This window comes from Bacillus methanolicus MGA3, from assembly GCF_000724485.1.
Taxonomy (GTDB): Bacteria; Bacillota; Bacilli; order Bacillales; family Cytobacillaceae; genus Bacillus_Z; species Bacillus_Z methanolicus_A.
Genome location: NZ_CP007739.1, coordinates 370,540 through 386,512, shown reverse-complemented (window position 1 = coordinate 386,512; position 15,973 = coordinate 370,540). Strand labels below are relative to the sequence as shown.

13 protein-coding genes are annotated in these 15,973 nt (G+C 38.9%); 2 read left to right on the top strand and 11 right to left on the bottom strand.

The window, feature by feature from the left end; translation table 11 throughout:
- Positions 1 to 2: 2 nt before the first annotated feature.
- The gene (locus BMMGA3_RS01990; RefSeq protein WP_003348288.1) at positions 3 to 668 is read left to right on the top strand and encodes a YcnI family copper-binding membrane protein; all 666 of its coding nucleotides are present in this window, start codon (positions 3 to 5) and stop codon (positions 666 to 668) included.
- A gap of 264 nt (positions 669 to 932) precedes the next feature.
- On the opposite strand, the gene BMMGA3_RS01985 is transcribed toward BMMGA3_RS01990, so the two are convergent.
- The 6 genes from BMMGA3_RS01985 to BMMGA3_RS01960 form a co-directional block, all read right to left on the bottom strand.
- Positions 933 to 2,108 carry a toxic anion resistance protein gene (locus tag BMMGA3_RS01985; protein ID WP_003348290.1) on the bottom strand — a complete coding sequence of 392 codons (1,176 nt, stop codon included), beginning with the start codon at positions 2,106 to 2,108 and terminating at the stop codon, positions 933 to 935.
- Positions 2,105 to 2,761 carry a 5-bromo-4-chloroindolyl phosphate hydrolysis family protein gene (locus BMMGA3_RS01980; RefSeq protein ID WP_003348293.1) on the bottom strand — a complete coding sequence of 219 codons (657 nt, stop codon included), beginning with the start codon at positions 2,759 to 2,761 and terminating at the stop codon, positions 2,105 to 2,107. Before BMMGA3_RS01980 ends, BMMGA3_RS01985 begins: the two co-directional genes overlap by 4 nt.
- A gap of 352 nt (positions 2,762 to 3,113) precedes the next feature.
- Positions 3,114 to 3,632 carry a YbaK/EbsC family protein gene (locus BMMGA3_RS01975; protein ID WP_003348295.1) on the bottom strand — a complete coding sequence of 173 codons (519 nt, stop codon included), beginning with the start codon at positions 3,630 to 3,632 and terminating at the stop codon, positions 3,114 to 3,116.
- Between the two features lie 441 nt (positions 3,633 to 4,073).
- Complete coding sequence (locus tag BMMGA3_RS01970) at positions 4,074 to 5,072, bottom strand: VanW family protein (protein WP_034669461.1); 999 nt, start codon at positions 5,070 to 5,072, stop codon at positions 4,074 to 4,076.
- Positions 5,073 to 5,455: 383 nt separating this feature from the next.
- On the bottom strand, positions 5,456 to 6,997 hold the full coding sequence (locus BMMGA3_RS01965) for an MFS transporter (RefSeq protein WP_003348298.1): 1,542 nt from the start codon (positions 6,995 to 6,997) through the stop codon (positions 5,456 to 5,458).
- Between the two features lie 274 nt (positions 6,998 to 7,271).
- Positions 7,272 to 8,390: an NAD(P)/FAD-dependent oxidoreductase gene (locus BMMGA3_RS01960; protein ID WP_003348301.1), complete on the bottom strand. Its 1,119-nt coding sequence runs from the start codon at positions 8,388 to 8,390 to the stop codon at positions 7,272 to 7,274.
- 197 nt (positions 8,391 to 8,587) lie between these two features.
- Between BMMGA3_RS01960 and BMMGA3_RS01955 the strand changes: the two genes are divergently transcribed.
- Complete coding sequence (locus BMMGA3_RS01955; RefSeq protein WP_003348303.1) at positions 8,588 to 8,788, top strand: cold-shock protein; 201 nt, start codon at positions 8,588 to 8,590, stop codon at positions 8,786 to 8,788.
- Between the two features lie 911 nt (positions 8,789 to 9,699).
- Here the strand turns inward: BMMGA3_RS01955 and BMMGA3_RS18680 are convergent.
- The 5 genes from BMMGA3_RS18680 to BMMGA3_RS01935 form a co-directional block, all read right to left on the bottom strand.
- On the bottom strand, positions 9,700 to 10,011 hold the full coding sequence (locus BMMGA3_RS18680; protein WP_185762555.1) for a sortase: 312 nt from the start codon (positions 10,009 to 10,011) through the stop codon (positions 9,700 to 9,702).
- Complete coding sequence (locus BMMGA3_RS17715) at positions 9,936 to 10,304, bottom strand: sortase family protein (RefSeq protein WP_003348307.1); 369 nt, start codon at positions 10,302 to 10,304, stop codon at positions 9,936 to 9,938. Before BMMGA3_RS17715 ends, BMMGA3_RS18680 begins: the two co-directional genes overlap by 76 nt.
- A gap of 94 nt (positions 10,305 to 10,398) precedes the next feature.
- Positions 10,399 to 11,853: an LPXTG cell wall anchor domain-containing protein gene (locus BMMGA3_RS16660; RefSeq protein WP_003348309.1), complete on the bottom strand. Its 1,455-nt coding sequence runs from the start codon at positions 11,851 to 11,853 to the stop codon at positions 10,399 to 10,401.
- A gap of 29 nt (positions 11,854 to 11,882) precedes the next feature.
- Positions 11,883 to 13,826 (bottom strand): hypothetical protein, encoded by a 1,944-nt coding sequence (locus BMMGA3_RS01940; protein ID WP_003348311.1) that lies wholly within the window; start codon positions 13,824 to 13,826, stop codon positions 11,883 to 11,885.
- A 657-nt stretch (positions 13,827 to 14,483) separates the two neighbouring features.
- Positions 14,484 to 15,965, bottom strand: coding sequence for a glutamate synthase subunit beta (locus BMMGA3_RS01935; protein WP_003348315.1), 1,482 nt, complete (start codon positions 15,963 to 15,965; stop codon positions 14,484 to 14,486).
- Positions 15,966 to 15,973 lie beyond the last annotated feature (8 nt).

The following is a 15,973-nucleotide window of genomic DNA, read 5'->3' as shown; positions in this document are numbered from 1 at the left end:
AAATGAAAAATATCTTTAAGAAATCATCTGCAATTCTTATTTCAACTATGACAGCAATGGCTCTGTTTGCAGGTACAGCCAGTGCACATGTCACGGTAAATCCAAGTACTTCAGCTACTGGAGCATGGGAAACTTATACAGTAAAAGTACCAGTTGAAAAAAACGTTGCGACGACAAAAGTGACACTTAAAATTCCTAAAGGAATAGAATATAAGCTATATGAACCAGTACCAGGATGGACAACAACAACTGAAAAAGATAAATCTGGCAAAGTAACTTCAATTACATGGACAGCAAATGGCGAGGGAATTTTACCTGGACAATTCCAACGATTTTCATTTGTAGCAAAAAATCCAGACAAAGAACAAGATGCTGCTTGGGATGCTTACCAATATTATAAAGACAACAGTATTGTAGAATGGACAGGGAATGAAGGTGCCGATACACCTCATTCAATCACGAAGATTTCTGCTTCGCCTGCAACAGAGGAACATCAAGAGACCGATCATCATCATGGCCATCATGCCGATCATGATGATTCTGTAAAAGAAAAATCTGCAGCAAATGAATCAGATGATGACGGTACACAAACAACAACAATGGCTCTGTCGATTATTGCTCTATTACTTTCAATTGGGGCATTGATAATGGGATTCCGTCGTAAATAAAGTCAACAGTGGATAGAACATGCAGTTATTTTCTGCTTGTATCTATCCTTTTTCAATCCATTCTTAATAATGTTTATTTAATAAAATTCCATATGAGTTTTTTCTTGTTTATAACAATCCAGCCTCCCTTGAAGAGTACCCGTGTGAAGGAAGAATGCAAAAAAGCCTTCTCGCCATATTAAGCAAGAAGGCTAGAAATACTGATTGTTTTGGCAACACATGTGTTGTTGAGACATTTTATGATAACAAACTTAATTAAAGGAGTTACTCGCCTTTTATTTCTAGAAGCTTTTTCTTTAGTTCGTTTTCCATAGAAGCCAGCTCAATCTCGGCTTGGCGTCGTTTATTTCGCCCTTCTTCTTGGATCCGCAAGGTCTCTTGGAGAGTTGCGATTAAATTTTCCTGGGTTTTCTTTAATGTCTCGATATCAACAAGACCACGCTCATTTTCTCTTGCCGTTTCAATCGTATTTACTTTTAGCATTTCTGCATTTTTTAACAATAGCTCATTTGTAGTCTTTGATACCTGTTTTTGTGCTTCAACGGCATGACGCTGCCTGATCAATGTCAGAGCAATCGCAACTTGGTTTTTCCACAGTGGAATGGCCGTCATAATGGAAGATTGGATTTTCTCGACAAGCGCCTGGTTTGTATTTTGAATAAGGCGGATTTGAGGAGCACTTTGGATTGTAATCTCCCGACTTAATTTCAAATCATGCAAACGTTTATCCAAACGGTTGGCAAATTGGATCATATCGTTTACTTCTTGAACCTTCATTTGATCATTTGTCTCTTCAGCAGCTTTCTTCAGCTCAGGAATTGTTTTTTTATACAATTCTTCAAGCTTTAATTCACCCGCTGCAATGTATACATTTAAAGCTTGAAAATACTCTTTATTTTTTTCATAGAGCTTTTCAAGCATGGCGATATCCGACATAAGGATATTTTTGCTTTTTTCTAACTTCACACTAATCCGCTCTAACTGTGCACTTGTTTTTTGATATTTGGAAAGCACCTCCTGTATGGAACCTGATAGCCTTCCAAACATGCGCGCGAAAAAAGACGGCCGACCCGGCTTCAGCTCATCAGGGTTCACCTCGTTTAACTTCTTCATTAAGTCGTTTATTATATTTCCTATCTCGCCTAAATCCTTCTGTTGAACATGTTCAAGCATGGTTTGCGAAAAGGACAAAAGCTTAGATTGCGCCTGCGTTCCGTATGAGATGATCGCTTGATGATTTTTCGGATCAATCTGTTCCGCAAGCTGATAAGCCTTTGCCCTGTGTTCTTCCGGGATCACATCAATGAGTCTAACCTGCTTTTTTTCCTGCGTTTGAAGAATAGGTATTTTTTCATTGTCACCAAACGGGTTAGAAAGTAAGTCATCCATTAAATCAGCATTACTAGTATTCTTTAACAGGGATGAATTGTTTTCGGTCATTTTAATCTCCTGCCTTCTTCATGTAATTGTGATTCCTTCATTTTTCTTATTGAATGCTTGGCCACATCGATTTCAAAATGCAGTTGATCTATGTCATCGGATAAGATTTGATATAAATCATTTTCAATAAAATGTTTAAGTTCCTCTAACGTTCGGAGCGTATCAATAAGTGATTTTTCCAGCTCTCGGTCCTTTGTTGGCTGTGCAGATAAGAAAACATATTTCTCTGCCAGTTCAAGAGCGGAATCCAAATGGGAAAAATAAAATTGTTCCGCCTTATAAAATCGTTTTGGCTCCTTTTTTGTCAAACTGTATATTTTTCTCGTGATTCGTATAAGTTCAATTCTTTGTTTCAAAGATGGAATGTGCCTCATGGAAACAAGCGCTTTATGCAAACGGTAAATTTTCGGCTTAGCTTCATCCAAATTTTTCTTAATATATAGATATTCTTTTCTAGTTAGACGATGTTTTTTTAAAAAGCGGTACTTCATATAAACTGAAATTATCCAATATGTGAGAATCGCACCGACCAAGGAAAATGCTGTCGAATACAAAAATGTTTGATCGAATGCAATAAAACTCACCAACCAAACTATGGCAGCTGTCGGAATTGCAATTAACATTCTGACAAGAAATGCTAAAAACGGATTCATCGTAAATCGACCCCTGACAATAAACTCATTTCTAATCATAGATACGAATATAAAGAACTAGGGTTTCAATTCTTTAAAAAATTACTACCCCAAATTTAACCATACACGAAACTTAATATTCCTTCTAAAGACCCTGAATGTAAATTAATCTAAGACTTGAGGCGTATTTTTTGAGTACTTGCTAAACATCCCGTAACAATGTTATGGAATTAATAATCTCAATAGTTTCAATATAGATAAAAAAGAGCGAACCCTTGTTAAAGAGTCGCTATCTGTTCGTTTTTAGAGTCATTTTTATGTAATTGAAAAATTTATAAATACTACTTGTTGTTTTATTGAATTCTTTTTCAATTCAAAGTCGATCGTTGTTTACAACTACCGTCTCTCTAAACCCAGCTTCCTCCCATCCTTTACAAACATCTACCCATCCTTTAGCAAATGAATATTGAAATAATTCATCACATGTCAATTCAATGGCAGAGTTTGGACTTCCACAGGCGGGGAAAAGGGTCTCGAAGCGTTTCATCGAGACATCCAAATAGACGTCCATTTCATTTTTCAATCCGAATGGGCAAACTCCACCTATAACATGTCCAGTTTGCTCTAGCACTTCGTCAGGCGTGAGCATACGTGCCTTAAAGCCAAATGTGTGGCGAAATTTCTTGTTATCGATTTTGGCATCCCCAGCAGCGACGATCAAAATTGCTTTCTCACCTTCTCCTCTGAAGGATAGCGTCTTCGCAATTCGAGCAGGGATGACGCCTATTGTGTCAGCGGCCTGCTCAACCGTAGCAGTCAATGTTTCAAATTCCATCACATCATCTTCACGATTCCACTGTTTAAAATGAGCTTTTACACTTTCAAATGACATCTTGTTCATCCTTCCCTTACCGATATGAGTATGAGTGGTTCAGTGATAAAAGCATTCTTAAAAAAACGTTGTTGACTCTTTAAATTTCCTCCTTTCTTATCAGCCTTCATATTCTGTATATAATACTTAACACATTTCAAAAAAGTCAAATAATTAATATAACTATTTGACCATTACTGCACGATAGCCACCCATGATAGATTCGTAACTCCAAAGTTATAGAAAAAATCCTGTTCTCCGTATGAGTAAGATGTTTATGGGTAAAAGAGAAAATAACCTCTACAATAGGTGGAGGATGTCCCCATCCTTTACCTATTGAAGAGGCTCTTTTTTCATTTTCTCAATGATTAATATTAAAATTCTAGCAATTCCATTAAATGATCTTCGAGAAAACACGCATAATTTCATTAAATATTACTGTCATTCCTACCCATCATTTAATCATTTTTTTAGACGGCTAAGATTTGCTTTCGACGTTCTCACCTCTACGGTTAGTGACCCTTTCTTTACATATGCTTTCAATAGCAATGGTACACCTGTCGTATTCTGAAATCTAAAATCCAATCCTCCATATGACACCGTTGCATCTCTTCCTTTTGGCACATACCCGACATGCACTGAATGATGATGCTTTTCTATATAAGTGACCCCTAGTTTATCTACCGCATTATACAAAGTAGATGACGTCTGACAAATGCCTCCTCCAACTCCCATGACCAATTTCCCATTGACTGCTTCCTCTGCCTTTTGATATCCATGTGCTTCATCACTCGGTCCGACAGTTGTATTAAAAGAGAATATATCTCGAACTCCGATAATGACATTATTGATGGCCTGTGCAGATAGCTCGATATTTCTCGTTCTTCCCGCTACGCCGCTATTGAAATAAGTTGTATACGAAGCGACCACCACTTCCCCCAAATGAGAAACTTCTTCAGGCTTATACCCACTTTCGGTAACATATAAAGGCAATTCGACAGTTCCACCCTTTTCCGAAGCCTTAATCACTTTTTCCGTTAACTCCGATTCCTCTAATATCACTCTTGGTCTTCCCTTTATGATTTGACCATTTTCTCCTATCTTATCAGGAATCATTCTTTGGTCATATCCAGCCTTTGTTTCCGTTCCCCTTGCTAATATCCTTGCCCAGTTTTCAATTTCCTGTTTATACTTTTCTTTATTCTTTTCAAATCCCATTTCCTTCGGATTAAAAGTTTTTACCACCTTTTTCGTATTTGGATCGACCACATTAACTACAATCGGTTTTTCTTCTTTTTTCTTTTCTTTTTCCCCTGTTTTCTTATTCTTATCAATTTTCTGTTGCAAATCAGCTACTTGTTTCTCTAACTCCTGTTCTTTTACTGTTTTTTCTGTACATCCAATCAATCCTATTAAACTAGCAGCCAAAATTATTGTCATTGTCCCTACAAACTTCCTCATTTTTCTCCCAACTTTTCTTTATTATTTCTAAAACCTGATGTCTCCTTTACAAATACATAAAAGGAGGGCATTCTCATACACTAATTCTATTCTGTTCCCCTTTTCGATATGACGGATTTCTGAACAGGAAAGCCCATCGCCTTTAGATGTGGAATGAGTGTATGATCAGATATGGAGTACCGCATTAGACCAAAGATTTACGGTACTATTTTCCTGTTTTTTCACTATTTTTTACTATTTTTTTCTATTATTCTGATAGTGTCAAGAGAAATATGTGAAGAGTTAGATATTAAATTAGCAGCCCTTAATGCAACAAAGCTCATCCTATGGACTATGTCAAGGATGAGCTTTTTTCAGTTGAAATCCAAACGGAAAAACTGCGGTTAGCTTGCAGGCAATTCTTCCTTGCCGGTCTCATTAACGCCTCTTTTTCCAAAATTGTAACGGTCTCCGCCCACAAATAATGAAACCAGAAATCCGATAATACCGGCAATTAGTGCTAATATAAAGCCGTGGTGCAAAGCCGTTTCCACTGCGCCTCTCATAAAGTCAACAATCTGGGCAGGAATCTGTGTATGATCTTGCATTAATATTTCTGGTTTTGCTATCTCTTGTGCCTTATCAACAGGCATTTTGGTAGCTGATGCAAATTCTTTCATCTTCTCTTTCAAATAATTGTTCACAATGGTCGCTGTAATCGCGGCCCCCATCACACCGCCAATATTGCGCCAAAATCCTACAACCGAAGAAGCGATTCCGATATATCTCTTATCAACGGATTGAGCTATAGCATTTTGCGATACACTCATGAGCGGACCAAGAACAATCAGCCCTAACGTGATCATGATGAGTGTTACCACCCACTTCGCCGTATCATGCGTAATGGATCCCAGCAAATAAGCTACTAGTATGCCGACTGCCATGGAAAAAGCCATAATGGTACGGAAAGGAACTTTCGTACAAAGGAAACCGCCTGCGATTGCACCAATCATAATCGGTAGCATCATTGGTGTTAATACACTGTTCGAGTTTTCGTTCCCGATAACAGCCACTGAAAGAATAGGAAGATAAGTAATCGCAGAGAACATGATGGCCCCCTGGCAAAACACGACAATGCTTGTGCCCATCACCATTTTATTTTTAAAAATAGTAAGAGGCAAAATCGGTTCCTTCGCCTTTCTTTCCACTAATATGAACAACGCAATCAATAAAGCAGCACCAATAAAAATCCCAATGATTTGAACCGAATCCCATGCATAATCTTTACCGCCCCATTCTAAACCGAGAAGCAGCAGAACGGTGGAAGAAATCAATAGCACTGTCCCTAGATAGTCAACTTTTGGTTTTTGATCTGACTTGGATTCCTTTAAAGCAATCAACAAAGTGATGATAGATACGATGCCAAAAGGCACGTTCACATAAAAACACCATCTCCAGCCTAGCCAAGAGGTTTCGGAAATCCAAGTACCAATTTGTGGACCAAAAACGGACGAAATACCAAATATCCCTGCAAAAACGCCAGACATTTTGGCAGCTTGCTTGGGATCTGTAGAAATAGAATAAATAATCGTAAACGAAATCGGAAAAATGGCTCCTGAACCGATCCCTTGAATGACACGATAGGCAATCAACTGATCAATATTCTGTGCCGTTCCGCTTAAAGCTGACCCAATCAGGAACATACTGATTCCTATTAGATAAAACAATTTTCTTCCAAACAAATCGCTCATTTTTCCGAAAACGAGCATGGTACTTGTTGCCGCCAGCATATAAGCCGTAAAAACCCAGCTCATTTTATCAAATCCGCCAATATCCTTGATAACTTGATTAATGCTGGCAGAAACAATTGTGTTGTCAAGCGAAGCCATAAAAAGTCCCAACGCCATGGCTAAAATAACGAATGGCATTCTTTTGTTTTGTTCCATTACTTCTCACTTCTCCCCCTTGCAATCATTTATTTTCCCTGAAAATAGAATAACACTTTATATGTAAAAAACAACAAAAAAAGGAAATATTTTTTCGACAAATTAAAAAAATTCTGACTGTTGAAAAAAGATTCAGATCTTCACTTTCCATCAAATCGGATGAATCAAAATCAGTCCAAACATCCCAATATCCATTTGGATTTTCTTGGTCATATATTCTGAATTAGTTATTCACCTTCTGTGGGCAGCGCTTCAGCGTAAAGATGTTCCCGAACTAAACTTCAAGAGCGCCAGCTACATCATAGAGACTAAGATCAATTTCTGTTGGTTTGCCGAGTGCAAGCTTTGCAAGTTCAGATCCGAGATAAGGCCCGCTTGTTAAGCCTGAAGCCCCTAACCCATTAGCAATTAATATTCCTTTATAATTAGGCAAAGCTCCGATGACAGGAAGAAAACCAGGTGTGAACGGCCGAAAACCTACCCTTGTTTCAATCATGGTGCTATTAGCTAAACCAGGCGCCACTGCCAAGGCCTTTCCCAAAACTTCATTAACTCCCCCTGCTGTTACTCGGTAGTCGAATCCAGCATCATCCTCATGTGTTGCTCCTACAACAACCCGACCATCTTCGAATGTGAGAATATACTGATCATTTGGAGGCATGACAACCGGCCATTGGCTTGTATCCATGTCTTGCATTTGAAGTTGAATGATTTGCGCCTTCTGGGGTTTTACTAAAAAATTGATGCCTAGCGGCTGTAGTAATTCTTTTGACCAAGCACCTCCTGTAACAATAACTTGATCAGCCTCCAATGTAATTTCATTTAGCTTGATTCCAGTGACCTGCTTGTCTTTATAAACTAGGGTGGCATCCCCTTGAAGAAAATCAGCCCCATACTTAATGGCAGCATTGATTAAAGAGTTTCGTAATGCTCTTCCATTTACACGAGCTCCTCCGCTGACATGAACAGAACCATATTCCTCGGATAACGGCGGAAACAGCCTCTTTGTTTCAGCAGGTGATAAAATCGAAATTTCTCCGATTTCAGGTGCATCCTCACGCCGTTTACGCGCTCGTTCCGCCATTTTCTCTAGTTTATCTGCGTCTGTATGAAGACAAATCGCACCTACTCGTTTATAACCTGTTTCTTTATCACCATCTGCTTCCAATTGATCAATCAAATCGGGATAGTAACGCGCCCCACCTTTCACTAGCTGATACCACGCTTTGTTGCGTCGCTGCGAAAGCCAAGGACAAATAATACCCGCTGCGGAGTCCGTTGCCTGTCCTCGGTCAAAACGATCTACCAAAGTAATATCAACTCCAGATTTTGCCAAGTGATAAGTGGCAGACGCTCCAAGAATTCCTGCTCCAACCACAATCATTTTCTGCATTATTAATCACCTTTTCTGTTTTACTTTTGAAAGAACTCAATTTTTACTTGCCAATCATTCCTATTTCTGTTATTCTTAACAAGAATTATTTTTGTTCAGTATGCAAGTGAAGAACAAGAAACTGCTTTTCGCCTGGATATCATTTAGAGCAAGAATAAAATTTAATTGTGTGTACGACGCACTAGGAGGCAACAAAAATGGAAAATGGTAAAGTAAAATGGTTTAATGCAGAAAAAGGTTTCGGATTTATCGAACGTGAAGCCGGAGAAGACGTATTCGTTCATTTCTCAGCGATCCAAGGCGAAGGTTTCAAATCACTTGAAGAAGGTCAAGATGTTACATTCGATGTTGAAAAAGGCGCTCGCGGACCTCAAGCTGCAAACGTCCGTAAAGCTTAATGTAGATTTAGCACATACAAAGAGACTCTATTCTAGAGTCTTTTTTTATTGTTAAAAAGCTCAAAGAACAAGCAGGGAATATCATCCAAACAAATGGTTTAACCTATTATAGCATGAGTTTTTTATATGAGTTAAATTTTTAAGATATATTTTTCATTTATTTGAAATAAAGTTACGATAATTAGGATTGAAGAGGTTATAATAAAGTTAATTGGCTTTGTTCAGAAACGTAAGGGCGGTGACTTTCCATTAAAAATCGTGATAAAAGGCGAAGAAAGAAACGTGATTTTTTAAAGGACTACTTGAAAAACAAATTGAAAAATTGGAAACCTAAACTTGGCAGAGGACCTGTATCTAACCTTGAACTACTAACCGCTTAACGACCTTTATGGTCTGTTTGAAGCGAGAGATTCCTACGAACACCTAAGTAACCCTCAGTTATCTTAGTAGGGCTAGTCTTTCCGTCGCACCGACGGTTAGAAGCCTTATAGCTTCATTTTTAAGATTTAAGCTTGCGTTAATATCTCGATCATGATGGGTTCTACAATATGTTGTTCGTTCCGTCTCATCCAATGGTTGACGAGACGGAATCGGTTGTGTTTGCTTCGCTGACGAAACAAAAATAGCTGCATAAACATGAGAAGAGCTTTTCTCTCTGTTTAACGTGTCTGTTTTCGTGACATAACACCATCATCTGTTCTAGAAAAAATTAAACAATATGGTCCCCTGTAGAATTTAGGCAGCATATCGTATCTTAATATCGAAATTGTGATTACCTGTTTTTTGAGGATTGACCACAAGCACCGAACACAATGTGAAACCATTTTTCGCAAATGTAGAACAATCACACGAATGTGTGAAACAATTACAAAATAATAATATAATTCGGACTATGACAGACATACATCCCATTAAAATTTATCCCGTCCATCCTTTATTTGTTCTGCCTCCAGTTCAGCGAAAACAATCAACCTTTGTTTATCCGAATATTTTGGGTGACACGTAACTAACGTGACCATTGACTTATTCTTAATTGGATAAATTATATCAGTTTCTGTAGGCTTCACAATCTTTTTATTAAATACCTTATAGGTGAGTACTTTGTTTTGTACATTAATGATGATATAATCACCTTTCTGCAATTCATCTAGTCGATTAAAAAACTTTCCATAAGTATAAGAACGATGACCAGCGATAACAAAATTTTGATTCTTCTTCCCCAAATTATAAGTAGAGCTTGAGGATGGCAATGTCCTACCGAATATTTTATATCTTCAGGCCGCGCCCCTTCCTTAATAGGAGTTTCTAAATTAATTTTTGGGATTTTTAGAATTCCAATCACTTGTCCTTCTTTTATTGGCTTTTCTGGTTCATCAGAAGATTGTTCTGAAAAGAACAACGAAGTGTATTCTTCTACTAATTTCTTTTGTTCATAAAATGTCTTCACCTTTGTAAACACAACAAAAAGTAACACAAAAATCCCGATAACAATAAACACACTACCTAACTTTTTCACGGTTATAACCCCTTCCTAAAAAAAGGAGGGTGGCCAGCCCTCCATACAAAAATTTCTTACCAATTGGTATAAAGAAAGTAGTACAATTCAGTTATTAAGCTAAGTTAGATTTAAATCTCCTTAAAACGAATCCCACTAAAATCATCATAAGAGAAGTAAGTAAAAGCATAGAAGAATCCATTACTGAACCTGTTTTAGGTAATGTTTCTTCAGAATTGTTATCAGGTATATCAGGAGTTTGCTTACTTGGTCTTTCAGGTTGTTGTGGGTTGCCAGACTGTCCTGGGCTGCCTGGCTGTCCTGGGCTGCCTGGCTGTCCTGGATTGCCCGGCTGTCCTGGGTTGCCTGGCTGTCCTGGGTTGCCAGACTGTCCTGGGCTGCCTGGCTGTCCTGGATTGCCTGGCTGTCCTGGGCTGCCTGGCTGTCCTGGGTTGCCTGGCTGTCCTAGGTTGCCTGGTTGTCCTGGGCTGCCTGGCTGTCCTGGGGTGCCTGGTTGTCCTGGATTATTGCCCGGCTGTCCTGGGGTGCCTGGTTGTCCTGGGCTGCCTGGCTGTCCTGGATTGCCCGGCTGTCCTTGGTTACAGTTGCAAGGTTGTTTTGGATCTTTAGGTTCTTCTGATTGATTAGGAGCAGCAGGCTGTTTCGTTTCAAAATCTTCAATTTCTCCTATACCTGTGTGCACATCTCCAAGCACTGGAGTGTTTTTGGTGTCTATAATTGCAATGCCACCATGTTTCCATGTATACTCATCAGTTTCCACCTTTTCACCTTCAATGACACCAACATGCGCATCTCCAACTACCGATTTTTTTATATCAAGATCAGCCACTGCACCATGTGTATATTCGTAATCATCTGTTTTAATTTTTGTGCCTTCAATCACACCCAAATGTGTATCTCCGAGTAAACCAGAATCTTTTAAATCAGCTTGAACAACCCCGCCAGTTATAAGAGAGTTGCCGTCTTTTGTTTCGACTTTTTTGCCACCGATGATATCGATCTTGAGATCACCAGTTATTGGCTTTAAAAGACTTCCACCTAAACCAATGTTAATAAGAGAACCTTTTTTCTCGCTTTTAATATTTTCGTCTTTTCTAGCAGGGTTCCCTGTTTTTACAGGTGGATTTTTTGGAATGATAGACTCTTCGTTGCTAGTTGTGTTTGTTGCCTTCTCTTGATTATTTTCACTAGTTGTGTTTGTTACTTTTACCTGGCTATTTTCATCTGATTGAATCGCAGTATTTGTAACTTCTTTAGATTCCACTGGCTGATTTACAGCATTAGTTAGAGCTTGTACATTTGATTCCACCTGCTGAGTTGCAGCATTAGTTAGAGCTTGTACATTGGATACCACTGGCTGAACTACAGCATTGGTTAGAGCTTGTACATTAGATACTACTGGCTGAGTTACAACATTGGACTTAGCTTGTACATCTTGATTATTTACTCCCTCAGCACCAACTGAATTTCCAAAAAATGAGATGCCAATAACTAATGTCCCTGCATAAACGATACTTTTCAACGATTTTACAACAACCTCTTTATTCATTTTCAATTCCCTTCTTCTTAGATTTTTTATTATGCGGCTAAGAAGAAGGAAGATTTCGGTGGTTGTACTGGCGGATCTTTCATCCATTGATCTGATAACTCATCCAGAACATAGTTCACTTGGTTATTTAATTCTATGTAATCGGTATATGCATAATCAAGATAAGCTGCTATTCCAGATCCTCCGCTTGAACCAGTAGAACCCGATGAACCATTTGCTGATGATCCGCTACTAGTCGAACCCGTAGAAGTAGATACTGTAATCATTTGTGAACTTAATGGATGATTTCTATTTTTTTGTTCTTCATCCAATACATTTTTTATTTGACTCAAGTCATCAGAATTTGACTGATTGAGAATTATTTTATTTCCTGCATCAGTTAATTCCTTAATAAGCTTTGCTACAGGATCATTTATCTCTTGATCATTAGCAAGTTGTGTTTCGTTAACCTTTGTATTCTCATGAATATCTGCCGGGTTTTCAACCGCGTTATCTCCTGTTTTTGGTGAAGTTGCCTTACCTGGTTGTTCTTGGCTACCATCATTAACCGGTGTAGATGGTGGCAATTGACCAGGATTCACACAATCACTTGGTTGATCTGGATTGCTTTGTTGATCTGGGTTAATTGGTTGATCTGAATTTCCTGGTTGAGTACTTCCATTTCCAGGATTGCCCTCTACCGGCTTCGTATCAGGTTGTTCTTCCTGTTTTGGTTCCTCTTTTGGTTTTTCTTGTGTTGGGGCAGGATCCTTTTTCTCTACTTGTTGAAATTCACCTATACCAATATGCGAATCATTTATTATCGGTGAATCTTTAATGTCCCCAATCACTAATCCACCATTAGAAGATTTATATCCGTCTGTTTCTGTTTGTTTATATTCAATGAGCCCTAAATGTGCATTTCCTAGATGCGTGTTTGTGACATCACCTATAATTAGCCCGGAATTAAATTCGTTATAATCAGGTGTTTCAACCTTTTTCACTTCAGCTATTCCAAGGTGACCGTCTCCTAAAGGAGTGTTATTGACATCAGCTATGACTAAGCCGGTCTGTACTTCTTTATAGTCTGGGGCTTCCACTTTATTGAACTCGGCTACTCCAAAATTGGCGTCCCCAAAAGGAGTATCCTTCAATCCCGCCAACAACAATCCGCTTTGAAATTTATTTATATTTCCAGATATTTGTTCGCGAGCTTCAGCTACTCCTACATGTGTTTTCCCAAACATATTGTCCAATTCTACAACCGCTAGTCCGCCATTACGTTCTTCTCCATCATTACGAAGAACTTTTCCGCCTTCTAACACTCCTACGTGGGCATCGCCTACTAGTGTTATGTCCACCCCTAACAAGGTACGACGAGTAGATTGTTCTTCTGTAGAGCTTGCTTTCGTTTGTCCTAAAATGTTTGCGTTTACATTTCCTGCAACCGGTAAACCTAATCCAATTCCAAGTAAACGTTTTTCTCCAAAGATATTAATGTTTAATCCCCCAATGCCTAGACTTAAGGATGGGGTAACTTTTTTATTATCTTTAGCAGGGAGTTTGTTTGTATTTAATGCTCCTTTATTCTCTTTTTGGAGCATTTCCTTGCTTGGTTTAACGGAAAGCTCGCCCTTGTTTTCAACGGATTTTTCAGCAATTTCTTTTTCTAACTCGCCTGAAACATTCGATTTAGATTCGGCGACTTGTCCTTCCGATGATTGACTTTCTCCCGTTAATCTTTCTGCGTTGCCACCATTAGTAGATGTGAATGGCGCATCTGCTGCTGGAAGATCAGATGCTAGATTCAGATTATAGCTTCCCTGAGTATCTACTTTTTCAGAATCCAACCTATTTAGCGGATATGTAACCCTCTCGTTCTTTATTAAAGGCTCCACGGATTCTTTAGATCCACCCAATTCCTGGGCTTGAGTTATAGTAGGAAACCCTAAAATAAGGCAAGTGGATAATACATACGTCAAGCCTTTACGCACTATTTCACCTCCTTTCTATCAATAATTAACACTACATTTATTTTCACATTGTTTACCACTTTAAATCAATATAAATTGTATAATTGTAACATTTTTGTTAAATTTAGTATTTTATAACAAATAAATCATTTAAATGTTATTCAATGTACATATGGTTCTTACCGTTCAGAATAGTGTATACTTCGAAACGTTAGAACTGATTTGTAAAGTATTGGACATCAATATTTTTGCACCTCATTAGAGGATTAACCCTTCTACTACTCCTATCGTGATAACGGATAAGTGGAAGTGATAGATTCGGAACCTGCTATTACAGCTAAAAAACCTTAAATGAATGATATACACTCATTCAAGGTTTTTTCACATTTAATGAAAATATGTTAACCTAATTTTATAAAATCTACTTCTACAGCTTGAACTGTAAAAAATTTCACATCCTCTTCACCTTTCAAAACAAATTTAACCGTTTTATTATTCATTTCACTCGACTCTCTTGAGTTTGTATTTTTCTTATCCCATCTGGAGTTACATCTTTCCAACCATATTTCAGCAGTTCCTTTGGGGTTCTTTGGTAAATTATATTATGTAAATTTACCTGTACCCTTACATTAAAAAAATTCCTCTTGAAAACAATTTGTTTTCAAGAGGAATTTCTCATTACGGCAAATTCGTTGTTCCCATCAAGAATCGATCCACTTCTCTCGCTGCTTCCCGACCTTCATGAATCGCCCAAACGATTAGGCTTTGGCCTCTGCGAGCATCTCCAGCTGCAAATACTCCTTCGACGTTTGTTGTGTATTTGCCGTATGGTGCTTTTACTTTTTTGTTGACGGTTTCGACGCCGAATTGATGCAAAACAGGCTGCTCTGGACCTTCAAAACCGATGGCAATAAATACTAAATCGCATGGCCAAACTTTTTCGGTGCCAGGAATTTCATTAAATATCGCATTGCCATTTTCATCGATAATTTTTTCCATTTGAATCGTATGAAGTTCTTTGACCCGTCCATGTTCATCGCCAACAATCTTTTTCGTCTGAATACAATATTGCCGAGGGTCAGTACCGAATTTCGCTTTCGATTCTTCATATGCGTAATCAAGTGTAAATACAAGCGGATACTGCGGCCACGGATTATTATCCGACCGTTCTTTCGGCAATGCCGGGTGCTTGCCAAACTGCACAACGCTTTTGCATTTTTGCCGCAAAGCAACGGCAACACTGTCAGCACCCGTATCTCCGCCGCCGATTACAATGACATGCTTATCTTTCGCATCAATGAAGTTGCCATCTTCAAAATTCGAGTCAAACAAGCTTTTCGTTACACCTGTTAAATAATCCATCGCAAAATGAACGCCTTCAAGCTCTCTTCCTTCAATCGCAAGGTCTCGTTGTTTTTGCGCACCGATGCATAATACGACGGCGTCATATTGGGAACGCAGCTCTTCGGCTGTGATATCTTTTCCAACTTCGGTATTTGTTACGAACGTAATCCCTTCTTGTTCTAAAAGTCGAACTCTCCGCTCGACAATTTCTTTTTCGAGTTTCATATTTGGTATGCCATACATTAATAATCCACCGACACGATCGGCCCGCTCGTACACAGTTACCGAATGGCCAGCTTGATTAAGCTGGTCGGCGCAAGCAAGACCAGCAGGCCCAGAACCGACAATCGCCACTTTTTTTCCTGTTCGTATTTGCGGAATTCGCGGCTGAATCCATCCTTCAGCAAATCCTTTATCAATAATCGCCCTCTCGATTCCTTTGATGGCGACTGCCGGGTCGGAGATCGCTACCGTACAGGAACCTTCACAAGGCGCAGGGCAAACCCTTCCGGTGAATTCCGGGAAGTTGTTCGTTTTCAACAGCCGCTCAAGTGCTTCCTTCCATCTGCCTCGGTACACTAAATCGTTCCATTCCGGGATTAAATTATGAATCGGACAACCTGATGTTAAGCCGTTCAACTCCAGTCCCATATGGCAAAACGGGGTCCCGCAGTCCATGCAGCGGGCACCTTGTCTTGCGAGCGTTTCATCGGAAAACGGAACCGTATATTCTTTCCAATCCTCCAGGCGAGAAAGAGGGCCACGTTTCGTTTCTTCTTCGCGAGTATATTCCATAAATCCTGTTACTTTTCCCATTTGTGTTT

What these genes read in the sequence shown, in the direction of transcription:
- BMMGA3_RS01955 (WP_003348303.1), top strand. Translation starts at nt 8,588, where the DNA reads ATGGAAAATGGTAAAGTAAAATGGTTTAATGCAGAAAAAGGTTTCGGA.
- BMMGA3_RS01935 (WP_003348315.1), bottom strand. Translation starts at nt 15,965, where the DNA reads ATGGGAAAAGTAACAGGATTTATGGAATATACTCGCGAAGAAGAAACG.
- BMMGA3_RS01990 (WP_003348288.1), top strand. Translation starts at nt 3, where the DNA reads ATGAAAAATATCTTTAAGAAATCATCTGCAATTCTTATTTCAACTATG.
- BMMGA3_RS01965 (WP_003348298.1), bottom strand. Translation starts at nt 6,997, where the DNA reads ATGGAACAAAACAAAAGAATGCCATTCGTTATTTTAGCCATGGCGTTG.
- BMMGA3_RS01960 (WP_003348301.1), bottom strand. Translation starts at nt 8,390, where the DNA reads ATGCAGAAAATGATTGTGGTTGGAGCAGGAATTCTTGGAGCGTCTGCC.
- BMMGA3_RS01970 (WP_034669461.1), bottom strand. Translation starts at nt 5,072, where the DNA reads ATGAGGAAGTTTGTAGGGACAATGACAATAATTTTGGCTGCTAGTTTA.
- BMMGA3_RS16660 (WP_003348309.1), bottom strand. Translation starts at nt 11,853, where the DNA reads ATGAATAAAGAGGTTGTTGTAAAATCGTTGAAAAGTATCGTTTATGCA.
- BMMGA3_RS01980 (WP_003348293.1), bottom strand. Translation starts at nt 2,761, where the DNA reads ATGAATCCGTTTTTAGCATTTCTTGTCAGAATGTTAATTGCAATTCCG.
- BMMGA3_RS01975 (WP_003348295.1), bottom strand. Translation starts at nt 3,632, where the DNA reads ATGTCATTTGAAAGTGTAAAAGCTCATTTTAAACAGTGGAATCGTGAA.
- BMMGA3_RS01985 (WP_003348290.1), bottom strand. Translation starts at nt 2,108, where the DNA reads ATGACCGAAAACAATTCATCCCTGTTAAAGAATACTAGTAATGCTGAT.